The sequence below is a fragment of the Flavobacterium kingsejongi genome, from assembly GCF_003076475.1.
Lineage (GTDB): Bacteria > Bacteroidota > Bacteroidia > Flavobacteriales > Flavobacteriaceae > Flavobacterium > Flavobacterium kingsejongi.
Map to the genome: position 1 here is coordinate 1,230,461 of NZ_CP020919.1, position 25,510 is coordinate 1,255,970.

Below are 25,510 nucleotides of genomic sequence, written 5' to 3' on the forward strand. Positions count from 1 at the left end.
TTTAACCGGATAAATATGGGGCACTGTTACACCTTTGTGGTGTTGATTTTAAGCAGCGATTTAAAACGACACGAACACATTAACCTTTAAAATTTATACGCCATGAATGCCATGAAAAACAGAGTACAGTTAATTGGGAATGTAGGAAATGATCCTGAAATCAAAGTCCTGGACGGAGGAAAAAAAGTAGCCCGCCTGACTATCGCAACGAATGAAATATACTACAACGACAAAGGGGAGAAAGTAGAGCAAACCGAATGGCACCGCATATCAGCCTGGGGTAAAACGGCAGAAGTCATTGAGAAATATGTGCTTAAAGGAAAGGAGATTGCTGTTGACGGGAAACTGACCCACCGGATTTATGAAGATAAAAACGGAAAAACCTGTTATGCGACAGAAGTAGTCGTACATGAACTGTTATTGTTGGGACGCTAGTTTTCAGCGTAGGGGGAAAAGTAAAAGCCATTGGTAGTACTGATGGCTTTCCATAGTTTGTTCGCTTTAGCTGTAAATATGGCTTGCGGTGCGATAGGTATTTGCGTGGGCTTCAATAATCGTTTTGATGTCCGGAGAATAGCCGCCGCCCATACTGCATTGTACCGGTATTCCGGCAGCTTTGCAGTGGCTAAAAACAATTTCGTCCCTTTTACGGCAGCCTTCAATAGTACAGCCCAGTTTTCCTAATTTATCGGATTCCAGAATATCCACGCCGCTCAGGTAAAATATAAAGTCGGGTTTTTCTGCGGTAATCAGTTGGGGCAGTACCCGGGATACGATCGTCAGGTATTCCGTGTCAGTTGTACCATCGGGTAAAGCGATATCGAGATCAGAGGTTTCTTTTTTAAAGGGGTAATTGGTTTTTCCGTGTACCGAAAAGGTAAAAACGGCTGGATTTTCCCGGAATATTGCAGCAGTCCCATTTCCCTGATGTACATCGAGGTCTACGATGAGTATTTTGCGGGCCAATTGCTGATCAAGCAGGTGTTGCGCGGCTATGGCCTGATCGTTCAGGAGACAGAATGCTTCCCCATGATCAGAATAAGCATGGTGAGTACCTCCGGCACTATTAAAAGCAATCCCGGTTTCCAATGCTTTTTCAGCTCCGGTGATGGTGCCCTGGGCAATGCGTAATTCCCGTTCTACCAAAGCTGCCGAAAGTGGGAATCCAATTTTGCGGGCTGCCCGTGCCTCGAGCGTCAGATTGACAAGCTGGTCGACATATTCTTTTTGATGTACGTTGCATACGGTATCGAGACTGGCACTTTCAGGACTGAAAAAATCGGTTTCGGATACGGTTCCTTCATACAGGAGCTGTTGGTGCAACAGTTCATATTTGAGCATCGGAAAGCGGTGGGCTTCCGGTAAGGGATGCCTGAAAATGGGGTGGTATGCGATTGGGAACATTTGCTTTGTTTTTAATAAGAAACCGCATCCCGGAATTCCCGAAGGACATACTCTTTGGTTTTGGTATCGTAGTAACCCATGATGTAATAGTCTTTATAACGGAGAACCGTTTGTAATGAGACTTCCTGGTGCTCCGACATGAATTGGCCGATATAATCGTTGGCCAGTATTTCCTGCTGGTACGTTTTATGGGTAAAGGTCTCATCGAAGAGGCCTTCAAAATAAGAGGTTTGTACGTTAGGGCTATCAAATAAATCACCTGCAAAACCATTGCCGGTGGCAATGCCTGCAACACCAACAGAAACAGTGAGTATCAGGCTTCCGGTAGTTTGTACGTTGCGGATCCCCCCGACAGTGACTAACAGGTCATTCGGGGTTTTATAAACGGAAAGCGCAACGTAGGATGCGGAAAGTCGGTCCAGGAGTTTTTTGGTATTCTTTAATTCTTTCCTGCGGCTGTTCCCGGTTTGGGAATACAAAGGAGAATTCCGGAAACTGATACTATCATCTGCCGTAGCAGTATATTGATGCAGTGGTTTTAGGGAATCCACCGTAATAGCGGACAGGATTAATTCTTCTTTATTAACTTTAAGGTGGTAGAGTTTGTCCTGAAGGTAAAAGGAGTTTGTAAGGCTGGCTTTTTGACCTACGGGCTGTTGGAAATTCTTTTCAACAATGGTATAGGTGGTCAGGTCAATTTCAAACAATTGGGTTTGTTTGGAGGTATCGATAGTGATGATCATTTTTGTACCATCCACATACAATTTACTCTTTTGTATGGCATCTAATAAAGGGTTCATGCCACGGGTATCGATTTTCTGTAAAGAATTTTCCAGGAATAACTGGTACAGGGATATGGCTTTTCCTTTTTCATCCACAATAGGATGGCCGGAAAAATCCAGGAAGTGCTGTTCCATTTTTCCATTCCTGAAAACATACAGTTTCATCATTTCCCCGGATTTCATCAGGGTTAGGATATAGAAATTACCATTTTCACTGAAACTGTTCAGTAACATCTCCTCTTTTAAAGTGATGTCGAAAGAGGCTGTAGCTGTTTTTCGGTTGGTAAAATCAAAATAAACGGATTGTATTTTTTTGAATTCAGGTGTGACACGATAGAGGTACGGATTCCCGTTTTCATCGAAACTGTACCCGCTCATGATTTTGTAGGCAGTATCATAACCCTCCAGTTTTATACTGTCGGTATAAAACAAAAAATTATTATAATGTAACGCGGTGATGTTTTCCTTGTCTGCAACAAAGGCGAAGATCTCCCCATTCTTTTCATTAAAGGCATTTAATGCCTGTTGGTACACTTTGGATTTTTTGAGTTCCAAAGGCTGTCTGGAGAGCACCGTTTGTGCAAGCGCTCCCATAGCGGAATAAAGAATAAAAAACGTACATACTAATTTTTTCATATTGGGGTATATTAAATTCTACATTCATATTTGGGATGCTTCCGGTTTTTTAGTGATCCATAGCCTCCTGTAAATGGGTTAGGAATGCACCGATATGGTAGCCATCCATTAATCCATGGTGCACGTGTACTGAAATGGGCATGGTTCTTTTTCCATTGGGGTGCAGGGTCATTTTTCCTACGGATATTTTAGGGCAACTGTCGGGGAAACTATAACTCCGCGCATGGGACAAAGCCGTAAAATCAATCCAGGGAATGGCGGAGAAATGAATGATATTATCGTCCTCAAAGCTACGGGTAAAAAGCCCGGGAGTGTTGCGTACCCGTTCGATTTCGGCAGTCGCACCGGCGCTGAAAGTTTCGAAATCAGTATGGTAGTCTATCAGCGAAAAGCCAAAGGTATTATCCTCACGGGTCAGTGTGGCAGAAGCATTGATTGTGTCGTGTATATAAATCGGACCTTCTGAAATCCGGTACCGGAAATTTTCAACCGCATTCACTGCAATAAGGGTTTTATGCAAATAATATAAAAAAAATGAAAATCCTTTTTTCTTTGAAGTTTCATACGCAATGGTACAGTCAATAACTGTATTGATGCCAAAGAAAGGCTCTTCGAATTTACTGAAAAATTCAAAATGCTCCTTTCGGGGCCAGTTGGCAAGGTCTAATTCGTGTTTCATAAAGTGAATAGTTGCAGTACATCTGCAATTTTTTCAAAGGATTTAAAATTTACATGCTCAATAGTATGGTCGATTTTTTCATGTGCCCAGGTGGTATGGAAAGGGATGTGGATCGCATGGCCACCAATGCCTAATACCGGAAGTACATCTGATTTTAGCGAATTCCCAATCATCATGAATTCATCAGCTTTGATATCAAGCCTGCGAATGAGTTTCAGATAATCTGTTTCCTGTTTGTCCGACATGACTTCAATGTGGTGAAAGTAATGGCCCAATCCGGATTTCCGGAGTTTGCGTTGCTGGTCGAGCAGGTCTCCTTTGGTCGCGACTACCAGGCGGTATTTTCCCTTTAGGGATTCCAGGATATTCTCTACACCATCCAGTAACTCGATCGGTTTGTCGATCAGTTCTTTGCCATATTGCAGTATTTTCTCGACAGCATCCACACTCAGGGTTTTGTCGGAAACGGTCAGGGCGGTTTCGATCATGGAAAGAATATACCCTTTAATACCATAACCATAAAGCGGGAGATTCCGTATCTGTGTTTTAAAGACTTCCTGTGCTAATCCCTGGTGGGAAAGGAAATCCCCCATCAGGCCACAAAATTTCTTCTCTACTTCCTCGAAATAAGGCTCATTTACCCAAAGGGTGTCGTCGGCATCAAAGGCAATAACTTTCAGGCTCATAGGTGGTATAATTATCCCTTACACCACCGGATGACTGATGGTGTAAGCGTATTTTTAATTTATGGTTGCCCCATTTGGTGCATCAGCATCCGGATTGACAAAAACCAGTTTCCCTTCGGCATCACTGGTCATCAGGATCATTCCCTGGCTTTCGACACCTCTCAGGTTTCTTGGTGCCAGGTTGACCAATACGGTCACTTTTCGTCCAACGATTTCTTCTGGTGAAAAACTCTCTGCTAATCCGGAAACAATAGTACGGACATCAATTCCGGTATCTACTTTTAAAACCAGCAATTTGTTGGCTTTTGGCATCTTTGCTGCTTCCAGGATGGTTCCGACACGCAGGTCCATTCCGGCAAAATCATCATATTGGATGGCTTCTTTTTGCGGTTCTGTTTTGCGGTTTTCTACTTTATTCGCCGTTTTTGTCGCTTCCAGCTTATCAATTTGCTTCTGGATTTCTTCATCTTCAATTTTAGCAAAAAGCAAAGCTGCTTTCCCGATTTTATGTCCGGCAGGCATCAGGTCTGATTCTTCTGAAATCAATTTCCAGGTTAGCGCTTTTGCATTTAAGGCATCAGCAAGGATAAGCGTTGGATCGGTAATGCCTAAAGTATCCAGAACAGGAACACTGCCATGAAGGTTTAGGATTGTGCCCAGCTTGGAAGCGGTAAAAGGTAAAAAAGGCTCTGCTAACAGGCTTAGTGCTGCCGCAATCTGCAGGGCAACATACATTTGAGTCTGTACCCTTTCCGGATTATCCTTAATTACTTTCCAAGGCTCTTCATCGGCTAAATATTTATTACCCAAACGGGCTACATTCATCAGTTCGCCCAATGCTTCGCGGAAACGGTAGCGTTCTACAGAGCTGGCGATCACATCAGGATAGGCTTTTAGTTCGGTTAAAACTGCTTCGTCTACTGCTGTAAAAGCATTTGGTTGCGGTACTACACCCTCATAGTATTTGTTGGTTAAGACCACAACGCGGTTGATAAAGTTACCAAATATGGCAACTAATTCATTGTTATTTCGGGACTGGAAATCTTTCCAGGTAAAATCATTGTCTTTTGTTTCGGGAGCATTGGACGTCAGTGCATAGCGTAATACATCCTGTTTGTCCGGAAAATCTTCCAGGTATTCGTGTAACCAAACCGCCCAGTTTTTGGAGGTGGATAGTTTGTTACCTTCCAGGTTCAGGAATTCATTGGCCGGTACATTATCCGGAAGGATATAGCTGCCTTCTGCTTTGAGCATCGCCGGGAAAATAACACAGTGGAAAACGATATTGTCTTTTCCAATGAAGTGTACCAATTTGGTGTCTTCACTTTTCCAATATGGCTCCCAGTCTTTACCCACACGTTTTGCCCATTCTTTGGTAGAAGAAATATATCCGATAGGCGCATCAAACCATACATACAGTACCTTTCCTTCTGCACCAGGTACAGGAACAGGAATTCCCCAATCCAAATCTCGGGTTACAGCACGGGGTTTTAACCCATCATCCAGCCACGATTTTACCTGGCCGTATACATTCGGTTTCCAGTCATTTTTATGGCCTACGAGGATCCATTCGCGTAGGAATTCATCATAGCGATCCAACGGCAGGAACCAGTGTTTGGTCGATTTTAATATCGGAACAGTTCCGGTAATGGTGGATTTTGGATTGATCAGGTCAGTAGCGTTCAATGTGGAACCACATTTTTCGCATTGGTCACCATAGGCTTCTTCATTTCCACATTTAGGGCAGGTTCCCACGACAAATCGGTCGGCGAGGAACTGGTCGGCCTGTGCATCGTAAAGCTGTTCGGTTACTTCTTCGATAAAATCACCTTTGTCGTATAACGTCCTGAAAAATTCAGAAGCGGTATCATGGTGGATTTTCGCCGAAGTGCGGGAGTAATTATCAAAAGAAATTCCAAAATCTTCAAACGATTTTTTGATGATCGCATGATATTTATCGATTACCTCCTGTGGTGTGATGCCTTCTTTTTTAGCTTTCATCGAGATTGCCACTCCATGCTCATCGCTACCGCATATAAAGGCGACATCTTTGTTTTGGAGGCGCAGGAATCGCGCATAAATATCAGAGGGAACATAAACACCAGCTAAGTGCCCGATGTGGATGGGACCGTTCGTATAAGGCAAAGCGGCCGTAATCGTATATCTTTTCGGATTTTGTATCATGGATTTTCTTTAAATAGTATGCAAAAATAATCTATTGGCGTTGAAATACCTAAAATGGTACTATAATTCTGGCAGTGAGGAGCGAAAGGGACGGGCTTTTTCAGGATGCCGTGTTCCCGCTGTCTGCAGTATCTTTTATCACGGATAGTACGGAATTTACCTTTCGGTACAAAAAGGATACTGCTGCCCATCGGGGCTATGGGAAAATCCATTTTTGTAGTGGGAGGAAAGGCAAAAAAAGGAAAGACTTAAGCGGTGACAACGGAATTTTTTAGAAAAAAATCGTTAATTTGTTTAAATGAAAAATGAATATGAGGCAAAGGAAACTACGGAATATACTACTATTGTTACTGATGATATACAGCCCTATAGGGCTTAAAGCACAAAATAAAATAATTATGCCTGAATTTTTACACAAAGGAGATACGGTAGGGATCGTTGCTACAGCCCGTAAAATTGATTTGGCCACGCTACAGCCCGCTATAAAATTGCTGGAAAGCTGGGGGTTGCATGTGCTGGTGGGTAAAACAATTGGAAAAGAGGAGCACCAACTGGCAGGAGCCGACTGGCAACGCGCCACCGATTTTCAGGAAATGCTGGACAATCCCAAAGTGAAGGCCATCTGGGCAGCTAAAGGCGGCTACGGAACAGTACGGATCGTGGACCGCATTGACTTTACTAATTTTAAAAAGAAACCCAAATGGATTGTAGGTTTTAGCGATGTTACGGTATTGCACAGCCATATTAACAACATGGATATTGCCACCCTGCATGCGGTGATGTGCCTAACGGTGAAAAGTGCTACACCCGAAGCGATCGAATCCTTTCGGAAAGCGCTTTTCGGAGAACACCTGGAATACCATATCCCCTCTCATCCTTTTAACAAAACAGGACGGGCAGAAGGAGAACTCGTCGGCGGAAACCTATCGGTACTTTATAGTATACAGGGATCCAGTTCGGCGGTAGACATGAAAGGGAAAATACTTTTCCTGGAAGATCTGGACGAATACCTGTACCATATTGACCGAATGATGATGAACCTGAAAAGGAACGGTTCCCTGAATGGACTCAAAGGAATTATTATCGGTGGAATGACCTCGATGAATGACAATGATATCCCATGGGGGAAAGATGCGCTGGAGATTATCCAGGACATTGTAAAGGATCTCAAAATTCCTGTTGCTTACAACTTCCCGGCTGGTCATATTAAGGATAATAGAGCCCTTATTTTCGGAAAAACTATTATTTTGGATGTCACAAATCAAGAGACAATTGTAAAATTTTAAAATTTAACATTTGAAAAATCCAAGCGTATGGCGGAGCATAATGAATTGGGAAAATTGGGTGAAAAATTAGCCGCTGAATACCTTAAGGAACAAGGCTATACCATTCTGGAGACGAATTGGTTTTTTCAAAAAGCAGAAGTTGATATTATTGCACAAAAATCACAAACCCTCGCCATTGTTGAGGTTAAGACACGTTCCTCCCTTGATTTTGGCCTTCCTCAGGATTTTGTAAACGCCAAAAAGATAAAATTATTATTGAAGGCTGTAGATGAATATGTTGTCTCCAATGATTTGGATGTCAATGTGCGTTTTGACGTTATCGGCGTCTATAAAGCTAACGATAAATATAACATAGCGCATTTAAAAGACGCTTTTTTTCATTTTTAACCCTGTTCAATTTGTAACAAATTGTATTTTGCACTACATTTGGCAAACTAAACTACTAAAACTACATTATTTTATGAAAACAATTTCCTCCGTTGTTGAAAATTATATTAAAACAAAGCCTTTCCTGCTAAGTGCACTATCACAGGGAATCATCAATCTGACCTCATTAGCCAGAAACATGATGCCGGAATTGCAGCAGGAATTAGGAAAAGAGATTAAGCAGGGTGCTATTGTTATGGCACTAAAGAGATTATCTGAAGATTTGGATTTCAGGTTAAACCACAAAATTGTGAAAGTGCTAAAGAGTATAGGCGAAATTACTGTTCGTTCTTCTTTATCTGATTTCACATATTCTGTTTCTGATTCTATTTTACACAAACAAGCCGAATTAATTACAGATATTAATGATCATTCTGATATTTTTTATACTTCATCCCGTGGGGTGAGTGAAACTAATATCGTAGTAAGCGACAGTGTAGCTCACATGGTTGAAAAGCATTTAGCCGGAGAGCGACTGATCCATAAATTCTCTAATCTGGCTTCTATTACTGTGAAACTTCCAAAAGATAACGTTTCTACTCCGGGAATTTATTATTTTATTTTCCAGAGATTAGCCTGGGAAGGTATTATCATCAATGAGGTGATTTCTACTTCTTATGAATTTACAATTCTTGTAAATGATGATGAAGTTGATTTGGCTTTCAAAGTGATCAAAGATCTTAAAAGTCTATAATTGGGGTATAACATTACTATAACCAGATTGACGATAAAAAAACCTGTTCATTGCAATGAACAGGTTTTTTTTTGGCTGGAGCTTAAAGTAGCTATACCATTTCGAGCAATTCCAATGCTTTCCGTACGGATTTTACATTGTCAAACGTCAGGAGCAGGCGCAGTCCGTTTTTGGTTTCTTTTTCTTTCATGCGGCAGAGATTCGGGTTTTTCTGTACAAACTGCAGCACTTTATGAAACTGGTTCGACTGGTAATATTCGCTCTGTTGATTGGAGACAAAATAACCTACCATTTTCCCCTGTTTCAATACCAGTTTTTCAATTCCCATATTGGTAGCGCGCCATTTGATGCGAATGCTGTTCAATAAGGAGATGGCTTGTTTTGGTAAAGGGCCAAAACGGTCAATAAGTTTATTTTCGTAAGCAATAAGGTCTTCTTCATTTTTAATGGTACTCAACTCATTGTACAGGTTGAGCCTTTCCGAGACATTATTGATGTACTCATCCGGGAATAACAATTCAAAATCAGAATCGATCTGGATGTCTTTTACATATTCTTTTGGCGTATTGCTCTCTTCTTCTTCATACAGGTCTTTGAATTCATTTTCTTTCAGTTCATCAATCGCCTCATTCATGATTTTTTGATAGGTGTCAAACCCAATTTCATTGATGAAACCACTTTGTTCGCCTCCAAGCAAATCTCCTGCGCCCCGTATTTCCAAATCCTTCATGGCAATATTGAACCCGCTTCCCAATTCGCTGAATTGTTCCAGGGCCTGTATTCTTTTTCGGGCTTCTTCAGTCATAGCCGAATAGGGAGGGCAGATGAAGTAACAAAAGGCTTTTTTATTGCTTCTTCCAACACGCCCACGCATCTGGTGCAGGTCTGAGAGTCCAAAGTTATTGGCATTATTAATGAAAATCGTATTGGCATTCGGTACGTCCAGCCCACTTTCGATAATGGTAGTGGCTACCAGTACATCAAATTCACCAGCCATAAAAGCCAGCATCAGTTCTTCCAGTTTCTTTCCGTCCATCTGGCCATGCCCAATACCAACTTTGGCACCGGGAACCAGGCGCTGTATCATTCCGGCGACCTCTTTAATATTTTCGATGCGGTTATTGATAAAATAAACCTGACCGCCCCGTTCGATTTCATAAGACACGGCATCACGGATGATTTCTTCGTTAAAGCCTACGACATTAGTTTCAATAGGGTAACGGTTGGGTGGCGGGGTGGTAATAACCGATAAATCACGGGCAGCCATCAGTGAAAACTGTAAAGTTCTCGGGATGGGTGTTGCGGTAAGGGTGAGCGTATCGACGTTTTGTGCAATTGTTTTTAGCTTGTCTTTTACATTCACACCGAATTTCTGTTCCTCATCAACGATAAGCAATCCGAGGTCTTTGAAGATGACATTTTTATTGACCAATTGGTGTGTGCCAATGACAATATCGAGTTTGCCTTCTGCTAATTCCCGTATCGTATCGGCCTTTTGTTTGGCAGACCGGAAGCGGTTGAGGTAGGAAATCGTCACCGGCATGTCTTTTAGCCGTTCCGTAAATGTTTTATAATGCTGAAAAGCCAAGATTGTTGTAGGTACCAGTATGGCAACCTGCTTGCCGTTATCGACAGCTTTGAACGCGGCACGAATGGCAACTTCGGTTTTTCCAAAGCCTACATCTCCACACACTAAACGGTCCATTGGCCTTTCGCTTTCCATATCGGCCTTTACATCCTGAGTGGATTTTAACTGATCAGGCGTGTCTTCATAAATGAAGGAACTTTCCAGTTCAGCCTGCAGGTAGCTGTCCGGCGCATATTTGAATCCTTTTTCCAGTCGCCTTTTTGCATAGAGTTGGATCAGGTTGAAAGCAATATGTTTGACCCTTGCTTTGGTTTTTTGTTTTAGGACTTTCCAGGCATTAGAGCCCAGTTTGTAAATCTTTGGCGGTGTGCCGTCTTTTCCGTTGAATTTGGAAATCTTATGCAGCGAATGGATGCTGACATATACAATATCATTATCGGCATATACCAGTTTAATCGCTTCCTGGGTTTTGCCTTCGACCTGTATTTTTTGCAATCCTCCAAATCTTCCGATACCGTGGTCGATATGAGTGACATAATCACCCACAGAAAGTGTTGTAAGCTCTTTGAGTGTGATGGTTTGTTTTTTAGAATACCCATTTTTGATGCTGAATTTATGGTATCGCTCAAAAATCTGGTGGTCGGTATAACAGGCTACCTGTATCTCTTCGTCAATAAATCCCTGGAATAGCGGAAAGACAAGGGTTTTGAAATGCTTTCGGTCGGTTAAGTGCTGGTCTTCATCCAGTGTTTCTGAAATGTCCTCAAAACGTTTGGCCTGTTGCTCGTTGGAACAGAACAAATAATTCATGATGCCATTCTGGGTATTCTCCCTGAGGTTGTTAAACAGCAGGTCGAATTGCTTATTAAAGGACGGTTGGGGCTGGATGTGGAATTCAAAACTTTTCCGGGTGCGGAAGATGGCTTTGGAGCCCAGCTCTACAATCGTAAAATCCAGTGCTTTTTTTATAAAAGAAGTTTGGTTCAGGAATAATTCTTCCGGTTCCAAATGTTTAATTTCTTTGGCCAGTTTTTCAAAGGCTTCCGTAGCTTTCCCGAACAACCGATCAAGATTGGACAGTAGTAAATCGGTGTTCTCTATGAAAATAACTGTTTTCTCACTGATGTAATTCAGGAAGCTTTCCCGGTTTTCCTGCAGGAATTTGTTCTCTACATTGGGAATAATGGTAATCTTATTGTGTTTGGAAACAGAAAGCTGCGTTTCTACATCAAAACTACGGATGCTGTCGACTTCATTCCCGAAAAATTCAATCCGGTAAGGATTGTCATTGGAGAATGAAAAGACATCGATAATACCCCCACGAACCGAGAATTCACCGGGTTCGGTAACAAAATCTACGCGTTTAAACTGATATTCAAAAAGGACTTCGTTGATGAAGTCAATCGATATTTTGTCGTTATTGGCTACTTTAAGCGTGTTTTTATCCAGTTCTTTACGGGTCACTACTTTTTCGAAGAGTGCTTCAGGATAGGTGACAATAACTGCTGGTTTTTTGCGGGAGTTGATGCGGTTTAAAACTTCGGCACGCAATAAAACATTCGCATTGTCCGTATCTTCAATCTGGTAAGGGCGGCGGTAGGAGCTGGGATAGAATAAAACATCTCCTTCTCCAACCATTTGTTCCAGGTCATTCAGGTAATAGGCAGCCTCTTCTTTATCCTGGAAAACCAGCAGAAAAGGCAGTTCGCTTTTGCCGAAAAGGGATTGTACGACAAAAGAAAGTGAAGAGCCCAAAAGCCCTTTGATATGGATTTTGTTTTCCCGTTGCGCAATTTCTGTTGCAATCTGGTTTACTTTCGGGGAACTGTCGTATTTTTTATGGATATTAGGCTTTCTCAACGTGCTTCTTTTAGTAAGGTTGTACTTTTAGGATTTTCTGGATTACGGATGCCGTTGTGGTAAAACTGTTGGGGACGGTTGGCCATTAGGATTTTTAAAATTCGAAGGCTGCACGGCAGGTTTTCCTTTTACAGTATCCAGTGCGTGTAACATTTCGGCTTCGCCCTCTTCCATACGGATGCCCTGTCTTCGCACAATTTCATCCATCTGGTTCTGGATTGAATGAATTTCAATATTAGCTTCTTTAATCAGCTCAATAACTTTTTGATCCGGGATATTATCCAGATTGATATAAATGTCTAAGGATTTTAGCTTGGTGATCATAGCCATAATTCGGCTCACAACTTCCGGTTTGTCTAACTGGGAAGGAATATTGTTTTTTAAAGCATCGGCTTTAATTACAATCGCCTTTGATTTTTGCTGAAAAGCACCAATGGAACTCTTTGGTTTTTGGATGATCTCTGTCTGGAAGGAGCTCCATTCATTCCATTTCGCCACAATGGATTGCGTAGCCGGACTGAAGGGCCTGATATTAAATCCCCAGGCTTTACTTATATTTTTGAAGATCGCTTCTTTTTTATCCCGTGCTTTCAGGTTTTCGGCTTCGCGTTTGGCAGCATCGTCCTGGCAGGAAAGTAGCAGGCTGAAAATAAATACAATATAGAGTGTGTTCCACTTCATAGAATCTGATTTTGATGAAGCAAAGTTACAAATAATGGAGATGAATGTTGATTATTAAAAAAGAGGAATCTATAAAATGTTGCTACAGAGGATACAGAAGAATGTTTTTCTAACAAAAAAGCAAATTCCTCCGGCAGTGATTTAATGATTCTGTAATAATTATGGATGATTTATTGTAATAACACAAAAAATCCCGAATTATTGTCTTGTTAAATGATGATTTCGAGAAAGTGATTTTATTATATTTGCTCATAAAAAAACATAAATGAGCACAACTATTTTAATTATTGGGGCATGTGGCCAAATAGGTACGGAACTTACGCAGCAGCTACGTGAAAAATATGGAAAGGATTCCGTAATCGCATCAGATGTACGAAAGGGAAGCGCTGAATTTGTAGCCTCCGGTCCTTTTGAAGTAGTGAATGCTCTGGATTTTAACCAGATCCAGTTGATTATTGAAAAATACAATATCTCCGATGTGTACCTTATGGCAGCATTGCTCTCTGCTACGGCAGAGAAAAATCCGGCCTTTGCCTGGGATCTCAACATGAATTCTTTATTTCATGTGTTGAATTTGGCAAAAGAAGGAAAGGTTAAAAAAGTATTCTGGCCTTCCAGCATTGCTGTTTTCGGACCGACAACTCCAAAAGAACATACGCCTCAGTATACTGTTATGGAGCCTTCGACAGTTTACGGAATCAGTAAGCAATCGGGAGAAAGATGGTGCGAGTATTACCATACTATCTATGGCGTGGATGTGAGAAGTATCCGTTATCCCGGTTTGATCAGCTGGTCTACGTTGCCGGGTGGTGGTACCACAGATTATGCAGTAGATATTTACCACAAAGCATTAAGTGATAAAAAATACGAATGCTTCCTTTCTGAAGCAACCGGATTACCGATGATGTACATGGATGATGCGATTCGTGCGACTATGGAGATCATGGAAGCAGATTCGAAGGATGTCAAAATAAGATCGGCCTATAACCTGTCGGCCATGAGTTTTACACCAAAGGAAATTGCAGCGTCAATTAAGAAACATATTCCGGAATTTGAAATCACATACGCTCCGGATTTCCGTCAGAAGATCGCGGATAGCTGGCCTGCCAGTATTGACGATAATTATGCCAGAACCGACTGGAACTGGAAACCTGAATTTGATCTTGATGCGATGACCAAAATAATGTTGGAAAATCTCTCTAAACAAAAATAACGGCATTACTGCTGTAAAAAAAAGCCCATTCCTGATTTTCAGGAATGGGCTTTTTTAATTGGAATAGGTGGGGTTACTCCTCTATTTCAAAAATAGCCTGGATTTCAACAGCTGAATTTACAGGCAATGAAACTGCCCCGATCGTGGCGCGGGCATGTTTACCTTTTTCTCCAAATACTTTTACAGCCAAATCCGAAGCAGCATTCATCAGTCCGGCATGTTGTGTATATTCCGGGGTGGTATTGAAATAGCCAGTAAGCTGTATACAGCGTTTTACTTTATTCAAATCCCCTCCACAAGCTTCTTTTAGGACTGCAATTACATTCAACATAGTCTGATAGGTGGCTGCTTTGGCCTGTTCTTCGGTAATAGCGGTTGTTCCTACTTTTCCGGGATATAAGATTTTACCGTCCTGGAGGGCGACCTGGTTGATGTATACCTTGTGGTCTGAAATGACAAAAGGGACATAATTACCAACAGGTTTTGGCGCTGGTGGAATGACAATACCAGCATCTTTTACTACTGTATTGATATCAGGCGATATAGTTTTGTCACTGGTAGCTGGGGTATTTTGATTGCTGCTTTGTGTTTTTAGTCCTTTTGCTGCTTTAGCCAATGCTTTTCCCTGTTCCCGGGCGAGGTTTAGTTCGGAAGCGGTTGGTCCGGATCCATCGGCGTGGGCAATGGAAGCTGCGCCAAAAGGAGTGTTGCCTTGTGGTGTAGTTTTGTCGAGTTTATCCGTTCCCATTAATCCCGTTGGAATGATAATCATACCATGCACGGCGAGGGTATTCCAAAACGATTGGATGGCTGCTTCACGTCCTGCACCGGAACCTGCAGCCATAAATACGGTAGCTGGTTTACCTTCCAGTGACCGGGCAGTCCATATTGGAATGCTTTGACCGAAAAAGGAACTCATATCCGCACTGATATTGGCGAAATGTACCGGGCTGCCAAAAGCAATTCCATCATAACCGGCAAGTTCTTCGATTGTTGCTGCCGAAAGTTTCGCTACAGCGGCATTTATCTTTTCTTTCGGATTAATGGAAGGTACGCGTTTGATGGTCACTTTTGTATCAGGATAAGAAACGGCTCCTTCACTGATGGCTTTTGCCAATGTATAGGTACCTCCATTTTGAGAATGGATCAGGATTAAGATGTTTGTTTCTTTTGATTGTGCCTGCACTTTTTGAACGCCTGTACTCAAGAGTAACAGGAGACAGGTAAGAATGATGTTTTTCATGTTTAAATTTAAAAAGGCAAAGTTAAACGTTCAAAAACGGCATTTCGTTATTATTTTCTTAATTGATCAATCAGTTTGTTTTCAAGGCCTTCTTTTATTTTTACTACCGCATCGCTGTTTTCATTCGGGACCGTCATGGACAATACATACTGTACGATCTTCCATTGCCCATTTATTTTCTGCAGTACACCAGAGCCCCGGCAGATTTTCATTTGGGTATCCAGTAGCTCATCAAACCAGGCCATTTTCTGATCTTTACTCAGGTAGATGTTGCGTTGTAATGCGGTAAAATTCCATGCCTTTCCCCGGTCAAAATAGGGTTTGGCAAAAGCCCGGAATTCTGCAAAAGTCCAGTTCTCCGTTGCATCGGTTCCAATGTATATGGCGTCTGGGGCCATGTACCCAAAATAGTCTTCCATTTTAGCGTCCGCGGCAGCTTTATGCCAGGCGTTCAAAACAGTAGTAATGGCTTCTTTATCTTTTGTATTCTGGGCATGTAGTGTACTGAAGCCTAAGAATAACAGGAGGTAGGTTATGTTTTTCATACCGATAAAGCTACGGATAAAATCAGAAAGTTTCATCATGCTGCGACAAGTCCAGGCCTAAAGCTTCGGCTTCGGGAGACACGCGAAGGGGAATAAACAGGCTGGTGAACTTATACAATAGGATGGAGCCTCCAAATGTAAATGCACCCACAAGCACTAAGGCCATCATATGGTGTCCAAATACCGACCAGCCACCGTGCATCAGGCTGGCATTTTCGCCCTGGGCAAAAATAGCAGTTAAGATCATTCCCATAATACCGCCCATTCCATGACAGGCAAAAACGTCAAGTGTATCATCTATTTTTCGCATCAGTTTACAGTTCATTACAATGTTGCATACTATTGCAGTGATGAATCCAAAGAAAATACTTTGAGGAACGGTGACAAATCCGGCAGCCGGTGTAATGGCAACCAATCCTACTACGGCACCAATACAGGCTCCCAGGGCTGAGACTTTTCTTCCGTTTACACGATCGAAGAAGATCCAGGTTAACATGGCAGCGGCAGAGGCAGTCGTGGTGGTGGCAAAAGCCATAGCGGCGGTTCCGTTGGCGGCAAGAGCGGAGCCAGCATTGAATCCGAACCAGCCAAACCACAACATTCCGGTTCCTAATAATACGAATGGGATATTGGTGGGGATGTGTTCGCTATTTTGTCTTTTCCCAAGTACGAGGGCACCGGCTAAAGCCGCAAATCCTGCACTCATGTGTACAACGGTTCCTCCGGCAAAATCCTTAACTCCAAAATAGGTTCCTAGAATACCGTTCGGATGCCATACCGCATGGCATAACGGTGTATAAATACAGAGTATAAAAAGGCTGATAAATACCAAGTAAGACACAAAACGAACCCGTTCTGCAAACGAACCGGTAATGATTGCCGGTGTGATGATGGCAAATTTCATCTGGAATAAGGCAAAAAGCATGAAAGGGATGGTTGGGGCAATTTGTTTGTGTGGTAAAATGCCTACATAATCCATAAAGGTATAACTGAAAGGATTCCCAATAAAGCTATAGAGTTGCCCGTCTATTGTGATCCCGATAGGGTCGCCAAAAGCAAGGCTAAATCCGACTACCACCCAAATAAGGCTTACAATACCCAGGCAGATAAAACTTTGAAGCATGGTAGAAATTACATTTTTCCGGCCGACCATACCGCCATAGAAAAAAGAAAGCCCGGGTGTCATTAATAAAACAAGGCAGGAAGAAGTGAGTAACCAAGCCACATCGGCAGGTACGATTTGATCTGTAGTGCCAAATTCGAAGCGTTTGGCGGCATTTGGCGTAATCTCGGGCCATAGGATAGCGGCAATGGCGACGCAGGTTATGACAGCGAAAGAAATGATCCAGCGTTTTTCTATTTTCATCAGAATTTATATTTAACCCTATTTTTATAGGGGTCAAATATAAATAAAAACAATTATAATTTTAGCAACCCATATAAAAAATGGGGTATATTGAGATGTTTAATCATTTTTAAACAAAAAGAGTAGTGTGGTTATAATTTTAAGCCAAAACGAATTCCTTTCTGCTTTAGGATGTAGTATCTTTATAGCCTAATTTTTTTAACGCATAATTTAATTCTATTTAAATGGATATAACTGGTTTATTCAGGCCTTTCAACCTGAAATCGTTGTCAATTAAAAATCGTATTGTAATGGCTCCCATGACGCGTTCTTTTTCTCCTGATGGTATTCCGACAGCAGCTGTTGCGGAATATTACACCAAGCGGGCGGCAGGAGATGTGGGTTTGATATTATCAGAGGGTACGGTAATCGATCGGATATCGTCTTCCAATGATGCTAACATTCCCCGTTTTCATGGAGAAAAGGCATTAGCGGGATGGCAAAAAGTTATTAACGATGTGCATACTGCCGGTGGTGCTATGGGACCTCAAATTTGGCATATGGGTATTATGGCGGATCATCATTCCGGATGGATTCCTGAAGGGCCCTTTGAAGGGCCTTCAGGATTGCTCTCTGCAGAAGTGAAAAAAGGAGTTGCAATGACCGAAGCAGATATCGAAGCTACCGTTAAGGCGTATGGAGCATCTGCCGCTGCCGCAAAGCGACTGGGATTTGACTGTGTGGAAATCCATGGCGCGCATGGTTATCTTATCGATCAGTTTTTCTGGGAAAAAACCAATATCAGAACAGACGGTTATGGCGGAAAAACCCTGGAGGCCCGTAGTCGTTTTGCTATTGAAGTAATTAAAGAGGTCCGTAGGCAGGTAGGCGAAGATTTTACAATCATCATCCGGTTGTCACAGTGGAAACCATCGGATTATAACAGTAAATTAGCCAAAACACCACAAGAGATGGAAGCCTGGCTGGCTCCAATGGTGGCTGCAGGAGTGGATATTTTCCATTGTTCCCAAAGACGATTTTGGGAGCCTGAATTTGAGGGAAGTGACCTCAATTTTGCGGGCTGGGCGAAAAAGATCACCGGGCAGCCTACAATAACTGTAGGTTCTGTTGGGCTTACCGGAGACTTTACCGCTGCTTTTCAGGGAGAAAGTTCCGAACCGAGTTCACTGGAAGAATTGGTACGCCGTTTTGACCGGGGAGATTTTGACCTGGTTGCTGTAGGGCGTCCTTTATTGGCGGATCCGGAATGGGTGAAGAAAATCGAACAAGGCAGAACAAATGAGCTGAAAGGGTTTACGAAAGATGCCCTGATGAAATTGGTATAGCTACAACTACTAATACTGTTTATAAGAGCTGCCCGTAAGGGCAGCTCTTTTTATGTAAATAAATTAAAAATCTAATTTATTTGGAAGATTTTATCGGTTAAATTTTTATATAATTGCAAAAAATAACCAATTCTAAATTATTTTATGAAAAAAATTACGCTTATTGCATTGCTTTTAGTGACCGGGCTTACTGTGGCTCAGAAGATGAAAGTTGTTTCCGGAGATTATAAATTCCTGAATGGCCAAAAAGAACTGAACATTGCCTTTGATTACAGCGCGGTAAAATTAATGAAAGAGAATGTCTCTAATGCAGAGTATGTTGCGGAAAGAGTGGCAGATCTCAACAAAAAAAGTAAAGGCAATGGGGACATCTGGAAGAAAAGATGGGATTCAGCTCCTGAGCAAATCTGGAACCTGAAATTTCTGGAGTTATTTTCCAAATACTATGGTAATGAGAAAGATGTAACGATCCAGGAAGGCCTTACCAGTGCAAAATATACTTTACAGGTAAAAATCGTTTGGCTCTATCCGGGATGGGATGCCGGTGTAATGAAGCAGCATGCTAAAGTGACACTGAACTACAAATTTGTGGAAACAGCCAATACAAGTAAAGTGCTATTGGAAATCAATAGTGAAGAAGCTCCCGGAGACCAATGGGGCAACAATTATAGCAATGAAAGCAGGATTGGGGAAGGATTTGCTAAATCGGCAAAATCTTTAGCGAAAGAAATTGTGAAAAAAGCCTATAAATAAAAGCTTGTTATTTATTACAAAGCGCCCTTATTGGGCGCTTTTTTCGTTATTGAGGATGTACGCCATATTGCGTATAACATTATCGTGTTTTTTGACAAAAGGATTTTCTTCATCCCACACATATCCGGCTAATACGGCACATATTTTTCGTTTGACATCTGGATTTTCCGGCTTGTGGAAAAATAAGGTTTGCAGGTTGCCTGTATACCATTCTTTTACATAGGTAGCGAAAACATTGACTCCCCGGCGCATGTATTCGGTATATTCGGTATCCCAGTCTACAGCTTCACCATTCAACTCACGTAGGAATAATTTGGCAGACAGCAGTCCTGATTCTGTGGCGAAACATACCCCGGAAGAGAAAACCGGATCGAGGAACTCCGAACTATTCCCGGTTAAGGTATAGCCAGGGCCGCAAAGTCGGGTTACCGAACACGAATAGTTTTCTATTTTATGTGGGGTGAACAGAAAATCAATTCCCTCGAAGCGATCCCGGTAAAAATCAGATCGGTTAATGACTGCTTTCAATGCTTCGGCAGTATCGGGCGAAAGGGTATTAATAAATGCCGTAGGGCCCACTACACCGATACTGGTTGTGCCATTGGAAAAAGGAATGACCCATAGCCAGACTTTAGTTTCTAAAATATCAAAGGAAATGAGCGTGCCTTCGGTTCCTGCGGGACGCTTGCTGTCGATCACATGGGCAAATAAAGAGGAGTTCTCCGGAATTGAGGAAGGCGCATCCAATTGTAGCAGGCGGGGCAATACCCGGCCATAACCACTGGAATCAATGATGAATTTGGCTGAAATTTGTTTTAGAGTACCTTCTTTATCGCTCACAGTAATTATAGAGGAAGTTCCATTAAAGACCACATCCAGGACTTCGGTTTCAAATTCGAGATCAATTCCTTTCCGGATGATTTCCTGTGCCAGTGTATTGTCAAAATCAGCCCGGGGTACCTGCCATGTCCAGTTCCAGCCTTCGGTAAATTTATCGCTGAAATCAAAGAGGCAGACTTCATTGCCACGGATAAATCGGGCACCGAATTTCTTCTCGAAATTTTGAGCCATCAGGCAGTCCAGCAAACCCGCTGCTTCATAATGTTCCATCGACCTCGGGATCAGGCTTTCGCCGATGACAAAGCGTGGGAATTTTGTCTTTTCCACCACCTTTACGGAGGCATTATTTTTATGGAGGTAACCAGCAGCAACACAACCGGATGGTCCCGCTCCAATTATCAGTACATCAACACTTTCCTGTATCATAGTCAACTTTTTTGGGATGCCTTAAAATAATCTTAATATTATAGTACATTTGCAGGGTCAAATTAACTACAATAATTTCAAATTAAAAATTAATTATTTCCCCTATAAATATACTGTGCTGAATGAATACAATTAATGAATATTTAAACCTAAACGATTTTAAATCAATCATTTTTAATAGTAAAGGTATAACAGTCAGTGAGGACGTTTTAAAAAGGGTAAGTGAAAGTTTCGATTTTTTAAAAGAATTCTCTGCGAATAAAGTCATCTATGGTGTCAATACCGGCTTTGGCCCAATGGCTCAATACCGCATCCGGGATGAAGATCGGATCCAGTTGCAATATAACCTGATCCGCAGCCATGCTTCGGGTACCGGGAATCCATTGAATCCTTTATTTGTCAAGTCGTCTATACTGGCACGATTGAATACGCTGTCCCTTGGTAATTCGGGAGTACATCCTTCCGTGATCCACCTGATGGCAGCATTTATCAACCGTGATATTACACCATTAATTTTTGAACATGGCGGAGTAGGCGCCAGTGGGGACTTAGTACAATTGGCACATTTGGCATTAACGCTTATCGGAGAAGGGGAAGTGTTCTATAAAGGAGAACGAACGGCTACAAAAGCCGTATTTGAAAAAGAAAACCTACAGCCTATTGCGGTGGAAATACGGGAAGGCCTCGCCTTGATGAATGGTACCTCCGTAATGACCGGAATTGGAATCGTAAACCATCATAATGCAGAAAAATTAGTTAAATGGTCGATCCAGTTCTCTGCTGCGATTAATGAAATCGTAAAAGCCTATGATGATCATTTATCATTTGAATTAAACACCACCAAAAGGCATAAAGGACAACAGCAAATTGCAGAAAGGATGCGAAATCATCTTTCAGACAGTAAGCTGATCCGTAAAAGGGCAGATCATTTATATACGGGAGCCAATACTGAGGCTATTTTTAAGGAAAAAGTACAGGAGTATTATTCCCTGCGTTGTGTCCCTCAGATTTTAGGCCCGGTTTTGGATACCATCACAGCTGTAGGTGAAGTTTTGGAAAATGAAATCAATTCGGCTAACGATAATCCGATTATTGATGTAAAAAATAAACAAGTATACCACGGGGGGAATTTTCACGGGGATTACATTTCCCTGGAGATGGACAAATTGAAAATTGTTATTACCAAACTGACGATGCTGGCAGAGCGGCAATTGAATTATTTGCTGAATTCAAAAATCAATGAGATCCTGCCGCCATTTGTTAACCTGGGTACACTGGGATTCAATTTTGGGATGCAGGGTGTACAGTTTACGGCGACCTCTACCACAGCGGAAAATCAGATGCTTTCTAACCCGATGTACGTACACAGTATTCCGAATAATAATGATAATCAGGATATTGTAAGCATGGGTACGAATGCAGCCGTTATCACGGGCAAAGTAATCGAAAATGCATTTGAAGTGCTGGCGATTGAGTTAATTACCATTGTACAGGCTATAGATTATTTGGATTACAAAGATGAAATTGCCTCTGAGACACGCAAATTATATGATGCGGTGCGAAAAATCATTCCCGAATTTAAAGAAGATCAGGTGATGTATCCTTTTGTGCAACAGGTGAAGGATTACCTGATTAATAATTAAGAAATACAATTTAACTATGAAATGTGCATTAGTAACAGGGGGTTCAAGAGGGATCGGAAGTGCCATTTGCCAAAAACTGGCCATAGATACCGATTACCATATCCTGATCAACTACCAGGCTAATAAAGAAGCCGCAGCAGCAACCCTGGAAGCGGTTATAGCCAATGGGAATACAGGAGAACTCCTACAGTTTGATGTTGCCGATGGTGCAGCAGTAAAAACTGTTTTAACCCAATGGCAGGAAGCGAATCCTGAGGCTGTAGTAGAAGTAATTGTTAATAATGCCGGCATTACACGGGATGGCCTTTTTATGTGGATGGAACCTGAGGATTGGTCAGCGGTAATCAATACCAGCCTGAATGGCTTTTATAATGTAACTAATTTCTTTATCCAGAAGATGCTTCGGAATAAATATGGGCGGATTGTAAATTTAGCCTCTGTTTCCGGAGTAAAAGGTACTGCGGGGCAAACGAATTATTCCGCTGCCAAAGGAGCAATCGTAGGGGTTACCAAAGCCCTGGCGCAAGAAGTTGCCAAACGGAATATTACGGTAAATGCAGTAGCACCGGGATTTATAAAATCAGATATGACAAGCCAACTGGATGAAAAAGAACTGGTAAAACTGGTTCCATTGAACCGGTTTGGCGAAGCGGAAGAAGTAGCGGATCTCGTTAGTTTTTTAGTTTCGAAAAAAGCCTCCTATATTACTGGAGAAGTAATTAATATCAATGGAGGAATATATTCTTAAATACGATCAGTAGCACAGGGATTACTATGGAAAGGAGAGTAGTTATTACAGGTATGGGGATTTATTCCTGCATCGGGACTTCACTGGATGAGGTTACGCAATCGTTACAACAGGGAAAGTCGGGAATAGGCTATGATGCAGAACGCAAAGAATTTGGTTTTCGTTCGGCACTGACCGGAATGGTGCCCAAACCCGACCTGAAAAACCTTTTGAGCCGAAGACAGCGCATCAGCATCGGAGAGGAAACGGAATATGCCTATATGGCAACATTACAGGCTTTGGAACAAGCGGAAATCGATGATGCATTTTTGGACCACAACGAAGTAGGGATAATGTACGGCAACGATAGCGTTTCCAAAGCAATTATCGAAGCTACGGATATTGTCAGGGAAAAAAAGGATACGGCTTTAATCGGTTCCGGAGCGATATTCAAATCCATGAATTCTACTGTAACCATGAACCTGTCTACGATTTTCAGGCTCAAAGGGATCAATATGACCATTAGTGCCGCTTGTGCCAGTGGTTCTCACGCAATTGGGATGGGATACCACCTGATCAAAAGCGGATTACAGGATCTTATAATTTGTGGTGGCGCACAGGAAATTAATAAATATGCCATGAGCAGCTTTGATGGTCTTGGGGTTTTTTCCCCGGATGAAGCTGTTCCGGAAAAAGCATCGCGCCCTTTTGATGCGAGCCGTAATGGCCTTATTCCAAGTGGTGGTGGTGCTACCTTGGTTCTGGAAAGTTATGAGTCGGCGCTAAAAAGAGGGGTGCCTATCCTGGGCGAAGTAATCGGTTATGGCTTTTCTTCGAATGGCGGGCATATTTCTACACCCAATGTCGAAGGACCGGCACATGCCATGCAGAAAGCGCTGGATCAGGCAGGAATTCAGGCATCAGATGTGGATTATATCAATGCTCATGCGACCTCTACTCCTGTAGGTGATGAAAATGAAGCGAAGGCTATCTTTGAAATTTTCGGAAAAAGCAACCCCTATGTGAGTTCTACAAAATCAATGACCGGGCATGAATGCTGGATGGCGGGTGCCAGTGAAGTCATCTATTCTTTACTGATGATGCAGCATAATTTCATCGCTCCTAATATAAATTTGGAGGTTCCAGATGCTGACTCACAGAAATTAAATATTGCCCGAACGACCATTACTAAAGAAATTAATATATTTTTGTCGAATTCTTTCGGATTTGGGGGGACTAATTCCGCATTAATAGTAAAAAAGTTTAAGTAGAATGGACAAAGCAGCAATAATAACGACAATAAATGAGTTTCTGATCGATGAATTTGAAGTGGATGGTGCGACGATAAGCCCAGAAGCCATTTTAAAAGATACATTAGGACTTGATAGCCTGGATTATGTGGACCTGGTGGTGACTGTAGAATCTAATTTCGGGGTAAAACTTGGAGAGGCCGATTTTGTTGGGATCGCTACATTCCAGGATTTCTATGATCTCATAGAGAATAAAATTAAAAGTAAAACAGCGTAGCATTCATTTCCGTAATCCTACTCATTATAACATCAGACCTGTTGTGTTTTTTTTAAACGAACAGGTCTGTAACTTTATAAACAGTTAATACACAATACAAATGAGCAAGTGGGACGGTAAGTCAAAGGGTACCGTTTTGGGGTACAGAATATTTGTTTTTTGCATCAAAAACCTGGGTATCCGGACAGCCTACTTCATGCTGTACTTTGTAGCGTGTTACTATTTCCTGTTTCTCACAAAAAGCAACCGGGCGATGTACTATTATTTTAAGGAACGCCTCGGTTATTCTTCATTTAAAGCCCGGAAAATGGTGTACAATAGTTATTATACTTTTGGGCAGACACTCATTGATAAAACGGCGCTTTCTGCGGGCTTACGCAATCAGTTTACTTATGAGTTTGATGGGATTGAAAACCTGAGAAAGCTGTTGTCTGAAAAAAAGGGTGGCGTATTAATCAGTGCGCACATTGGTAATTTTGAGATAAACGAATATTTCTTTAATGATATTGATTCGGAACTCCAGATTAATGTGGTTACCACAGATAATGAACATCGTGCTATAAAGGAATACCTCGAAAGTATTTCCAAGGAACCCAATGCTAAATTCATTATCCTACAGGAAGATATGTCTCATATCTTTGAAATTAACAATGCCTTGGCCAATAATGAACTGGTGTGTTTTACCGGAGACCGTTATTTTGAAGGGACAAAATCACTGACCGCAGATTTTTTAGGCAAAGAAACTACATTTCCAGCCGGCCCTTTCCTGATTGCTTCACGGTTGCGCGTTCCTGTGGTTTTTGTATATGTGATGAAAGAACCGAAGATGCATTACCACCTGTATGCGAGGGTAGCAGAAGTCAGCCACAGAAATGAAAAAGAATTATTGAAAACCTATATAAAAAGCATCGAATTTATGTTAAGCCGTTACCCATTACAATGGTTTAACTATTTTGATTTCTGGAATGCTTTTCCACAGGATAAAAAATAGCCCGA

The 25,510-nt window shown here is 41.8% G+C and carries 23 protein-coding genes; 12 read left to right on the forward strand and 11 right to left on the reverse strand.

Annotated elements, in window-relative coordinates:
* The first annotated feature begins 102 nt into the window (after positions 1–102).
* Complete coding sequence (locus FK004_RS05095; RefSeq protein WP_108736297.1) at positions 103–435, forward strand: single-stranded DNA-binding protein; 333 nt, start codon at positions 103–105, stop codon at positions 433–435.
* A 66-nt stretch (positions 436–501) separates the two neighbouring features.
* Here FK004_RS05095 and FK004_RS05100 read toward each other — a convergent pair whose 3' ends face one another.
* The 5 genes from FK004_RS05100 to metG are packed head-to-tail and all read right to left on the reverse strand — an operon-like array spanning position 502 to position 6,371.
* Positions 502–1,404, reverse strand: a complete 903-nt coding sequence (locus tag FK004_RS05100; protein ID WP_108736298.1) for a histone deacetylase family protein — start codon at positions 1,402–1,404, stop codon at positions 502–504.
* Between the two features lie 11 nt (positions 1,405–1,415).
* On the reverse strand, positions 1,416–2,822 hold the full coding sequence (locus FK004_RS05105; RefSeq protein WP_108736299.1) for a hypothetical protein: 1,407 nt from the start codon (positions 2,820–2,822) through the stop codon (positions 1,416–1,418).
* Between the two features lie 49 nt (positions 2,823–2,871).
* Positions 2,872–3,501 (reverse strand): chloramphenicol acetyltransferase, encoded by a 630-nt coding sequence (locus tag FK004_RS05110; RefSeq protein ID WP_108736300.1) that lies wholly within the window; start codon positions 3,499–3,501, stop codon positions 2,872–2,874.
* Entirely contained in the window at positions 3,498–4,187 is a 690-nt protein-coding gene (locus FK004_RS05115) for an HAD family hydrolase (RefSeq protein WP_108736301.1), read from the reverse strand. The genes FK004_RS05110 and FK004_RS05115 overlap by 4 nt, the downstream gene beginning before the upstream one ends.
* Positions 4,188–4,241: 54 nt before the next feature.
* The gene (gene metG, locus FK004_RS05120; protein WP_108736302.1) at positions 4,242–6,371 is read right to left on the reverse strand and encodes a methionine--tRNA ligase; all 2,130 of its coding nucleotides are present in this window, start codon (positions 6,369–6,371) and stop codon (positions 4,242–4,244) included.
* A 392-nt stretch (positions 6,372–6,763) separates the two neighbouring features.
* Here metG and FK004_RS05130 point away from each other — a divergent pair, with 392 nt between their 5' ends.
* The 3 genes from FK004_RS05130 to FK004_RS05140 all read left to right on the forward strand — a co-directional run bounded on the left by FK004_RS05130 (position 6,764) and on the right by FK004_RS05140 (position 8,777).
* Positions 6,764–7,657 carry a S66 peptidase family protein gene (locus FK004_RS05130; protein ID WP_420358892.1) on the forward strand — a complete coding sequence of 298 codons (894 nt, stop codon included), beginning with the start codon at positions 6,764–6,766 and terminating at the stop codon, positions 7,655–7,657.
* 27 nt (positions 7,658–7,684) lie between these two features.
* A complete protein-coding gene (locus tag FK004_RS05135) occupies positions 7,685–8,044 on the forward strand; it encodes a YraN family protein (protein ID WP_108736305.1) in 360 nt (119 codons plus the stop codon).
* A gap of 73 nt (positions 8,045–8,117) precedes the next feature.
* A complete protein-coding gene (locus FK004_RS05140) occupies positions 8,118–8,777 on the forward strand; it encodes an aspartate kinase (RefSeq protein ID WP_108736306.1) in 660 nt (219 codons plus the stop codon).
* A gap of 91 nt (positions 8,778–8,868) precedes the next feature.
* On the opposite strand, the gene mfd is transcribed toward FK004_RS05140, so the two are convergent.
* Entirely contained in the window at positions 8,869–12,171 is a 3,303-nt protein-coding gene (mfd, locus tag FK004_RS05145) for a transcription-repair coupling factor (protein WP_420358893.1), read from the reverse strand.
* A 96-nt stretch (positions 12,172–12,267) separates the two neighbouring features.
* Entirely contained in the window at positions 12,268–12,906 is a 639-nt protein-coding gene (locus FK004_RS05150; RefSeq protein ID WP_108736308.1) for a hypothetical protein, read from the reverse strand.
* A 265-nt stretch (positions 12,907–13,171) separates the two neighbouring features.
* Here FK004_RS05150 and FK004_RS05155 point away from each other — a divergent pair, with 265 nt between their 5' ends.
* Positions 13,172–14,119, forward strand: coding sequence for an L-threonine 3-dehydrogenase (locus FK004_RS05155; RefSeq protein ID WP_108736309.1), 948 nt, complete (start codon positions 13,172–13,174; stop codon positions 14,117–14,119).
* Between the two features lie 73 nt (positions 14,120–14,192).
* Here the strand turns inward: FK004_RS05155 and wrbA are convergent, their stop codons facing one another.
* The 3 genes from wrbA to FK004_RS05170 are packed head-to-tail and all read right to left on the reverse strand — an operon-like array spanning position 14,193 to position 17,273.
* A complete protein-coding gene (gene wrbA, locus FK004_RS05160; protein WP_108736310.1) occupies positions 14,193–15,362 on the reverse strand; it encodes an NAD(P)H:quinone oxidoreductase in 1,170 nt (389 codons plus the stop codon).
* 50 nt (positions 15,363–15,412) lie between these two features.
* Positions 15,413–15,907 carry a nuclear transport factor 2 family protein gene (locus tag FK004_RS05165; RefSeq protein WP_108738755.1) on the reverse strand — a complete coding sequence of 165 codons (495 nt, stop codon included), beginning with the start codon at positions 15,905–15,907 and terminating at the stop codon, positions 15,413–15,415.
* Between the two features lie 22 nt (positions 15,908–15,929).
* Positions 15,930–17,273 carry an ammonium transporter gene (locus FK004_RS05170; RefSeq protein WP_108736311.1) on the reverse strand — a complete coding sequence of 448 codons (1,344 nt, stop codon included), beginning with the start codon at positions 17,271–17,273 and terminating at the stop codon, positions 15,930–15,932.
* 224 nt (positions 17,274–17,497) lie between these two features.
* Between FK004_RS05170 and FK004_RS05175 the strand changes: the two genes are divergently transcribed.
* Positions 17,498–18,598 (forward strand): NADH:flavin oxidoreductase, encoded by a 1,101-nt coding sequence (locus tag FK004_RS05175; protein WP_108736312.1) that lies wholly within the window; start codon positions 17,498–17,500, stop codon positions 18,596–18,598.
* A 144-nt stretch (positions 18,599–18,742) separates the two neighbouring features.
* A complete protein-coding gene (locus FK004_RS05180) occupies positions 18,743–19,351 on the forward strand; it encodes a hypothetical protein (RefSeq protein WP_108736313.1) in 609 nt (202 codons plus the stop codon).
* A gap of 27 nt (positions 19,352–19,378) precedes the next feature.
* On the opposite strand, the gene FK004_RS05185 is transcribed toward FK004_RS05180, so the two are convergent.
* Complete coding sequence (locus FK004_RS05185) at positions 19,379–20,617, reverse strand: NAD(P)/FAD-dependent oxidoreductase (protein ID WP_108736314.1); 1,239 nt, start codon at positions 20,615–20,617, stop codon at positions 19,379–19,381.
* Positions 20,618–20,739: 122 nt separating this feature from the next.
* On the opposite strand from FK004_RS05185, the gene flxA reads away from it, so the two are divergent.
* From flxA to FK004_RS05210, 5 genes are all read left to right on the forward strand, one after another.
* On the forward strand, positions 20,740–22,260 hold the full coding sequence (gene flxA / locus FK004_RS05190) for a flexirubin biosynthesis tyrosine ammonia-lyase FlxA (RefSeq protein WP_108736315.1): 1,521 nt from the start codon (positions 20,740–20,742) through the stop codon (positions 22,258–22,260).
* Positions 22,261–22,276: 16 nt separating this feature from the next.
* Complete coding sequence (gene flxB, locus FK004_RS05195) at positions 22,277–23,008, forward strand: flexirubin biosynthesis SDR family reductase FlxB (RefSeq protein ID WP_108736316.1); 732 nt, start codon at positions 22,277–22,279, stop codon at positions 23,006–23,008.
* Between the two features lie 26 nt (positions 23,009–23,034).
* Positions 23,035–24,258 carry a beta-ketoacyl-[acyl-carrier-protein] synthase family protein gene (locus tag FK004_RS05200; protein WP_108736317.1) on the forward strand — a complete coding sequence of 408 codons (1,224 nt, stop codon included), beginning with the start codon at positions 23,035–23,037 and terminating at the stop codon, positions 24,256–24,258.
* Between the two features lies 1 nt (position 24,259).
* Positions 24,260–24,514 (forward strand): acyl carrier protein, encoded by a 255-nt coding sequence (locus FK004_RS05205; RefSeq protein ID WP_108736318.1) that lies wholly within the window; start codon positions 24,260–24,262, stop codon positions 24,512–24,514.
* A gap of 100 nt (positions 24,515–24,614) precedes the next feature.
* Positions 24,615–25,505 (forward strand): LpxL/LpxP family acyltransferase, encoded by an 891-nt coding sequence (locus tag FK004_RS05210; RefSeq protein ID WP_108736319.1) that lies wholly within the window; start codon positions 24,615–24,617, stop codon positions 25,503–25,505.
* Positions 25,506–25,510: the final 5 nt, after the last annotated feature.

Coding starts and splice junctions, on each gene's coding strand:
- FK004_RS05095 (WP_108736297.1), top strand. CDS start 103: ATGAATGCCATGAAAAACAGAGTACAGTTAATTGGGAATGTAGGAAAT.
- FK004_RS05100 (WP_108736298.1), bottom strand. CDS start 1,404: ATGTTCCCAATCGCATACCACCCCATTTTCAGGCATCCCTTACCGGAA.
- FK004_RS05105 (WP_108736299.1), bottom strand. CDS start 2,822: ATGAAAAAATTAGTATGTACGTTTTTTATTCTTTATTCCGCTATGGGA.
- FK004_RS05110 (WP_108736300.1), bottom strand. CDS start 3,501: ATGAAACACGAATTAGACCTTGCCAACTGGCCCCGAAAGGAGCATTTT.
- FK004_RS05115 (WP_108736301.1), bottom strand. CDS start 4,187: ATGAGCCTGAAAGTTATTGCCTTTGATGCCGACGACACCCTTTGGGTA.
- metG (WP_108736302.1), bottom strand. CDS start 6,371: ATGATACAAAATCCGAAAAGATATACGATTACGGCCGCTTTGCCTTAT.
- FK004_RS05135 (WP_108736305.1), top strand. CDS start 7,685: ATGGCGGAGCATAATGAATTGGGAAAATTGGGTGAAAAATTAGCCGCT.
- FK004_RS05140 (WP_108736306.1), top strand. CDS start 8,118: ATGAAAACAATTTCCTCCGTTGTTGAAAATTATATTAAAACAAAGCCT.
- FK004_RS05150 (WP_108736308.1), bottom strand. CDS start 12,906: ATGAAGTGGAACACACTCTATATTGTATTTATTTTCAGCCTGCTACTT.
- FK004_RS05155 (WP_108736309.1), top strand. CDS start 13,172: ATGAGCACAACTATTTTAATTATTGGGGCATGTGGCCAAATAGGTACG.
- wrbA (WP_108736310.1), bottom strand. CDS start 15,362: ATGAAAAACATCATTCTTACCTGTCTCCTGTTACTCTTGAGTACAGGC.
- FK004_RS05165 (WP_108738755.1), bottom strand. CDS start 15,907: ATGAAAAACATAACCTACCTCCTGTTATTCTTAGGCTTCAGTACACTA.
- FK004_RS05170 (WP_108736311.1), bottom strand. CDS start 17,273: ATGAAAATAGAAAAACGCTGGATCATTTCTTTCGCTGTCATAACCTGC.
- FK004_RS05175 (WP_108736312.1), top strand. CDS start 17,498: ATGGATATAACTGGTTTATTCAGGCCTTTCAACCTGAAATCGTTGTCA.
- FK004_RS05180 (WP_108736313.1), top strand. CDS start 18,743: ATGAAAAAAATTACGCTTATTGCATTGCTTTTAGTGACCGGGCTTACT.
- FK004_RS05185 (WP_108736314.1), bottom strand. CDS start 20,617: ATGATACAGGAAAGTGTTGATGTACTGATAATTGGAGCGGGACCATCC.
- flxA (WP_108736315.1), top strand. CDS start 20,740: ATGAATACAATTAATGAATATTTAAACCTAAACGATTTTAAATCAATC.
- flxB (WP_108736316.1), top strand. CDS start 22,277: ATGAAATGTGCATTAGTAACAGGGGGTTCAAGAGGGATCGGAAGTGCC.
- FK004_RS05200 (WP_108736317.1), top strand. CDS start 23,035: ATGGAAAGGAGAGTAGTTATTACAGGTATGGGGATTTATTCCTGCATC.
- FK004_RS05205 (WP_108736318.1), top strand. CDS start 24,260: ATGGACAAAGCAGCAATAATAACGACAATAAATGAGTTTCTGATCGAT.
- FK004_RS05210 (WP_108736319.1), top strand. CDS start 24,615: ATGAGCAAGTGGGACGGTAAGTCAAAGGGTACCGTTTTGGGGTACAGA.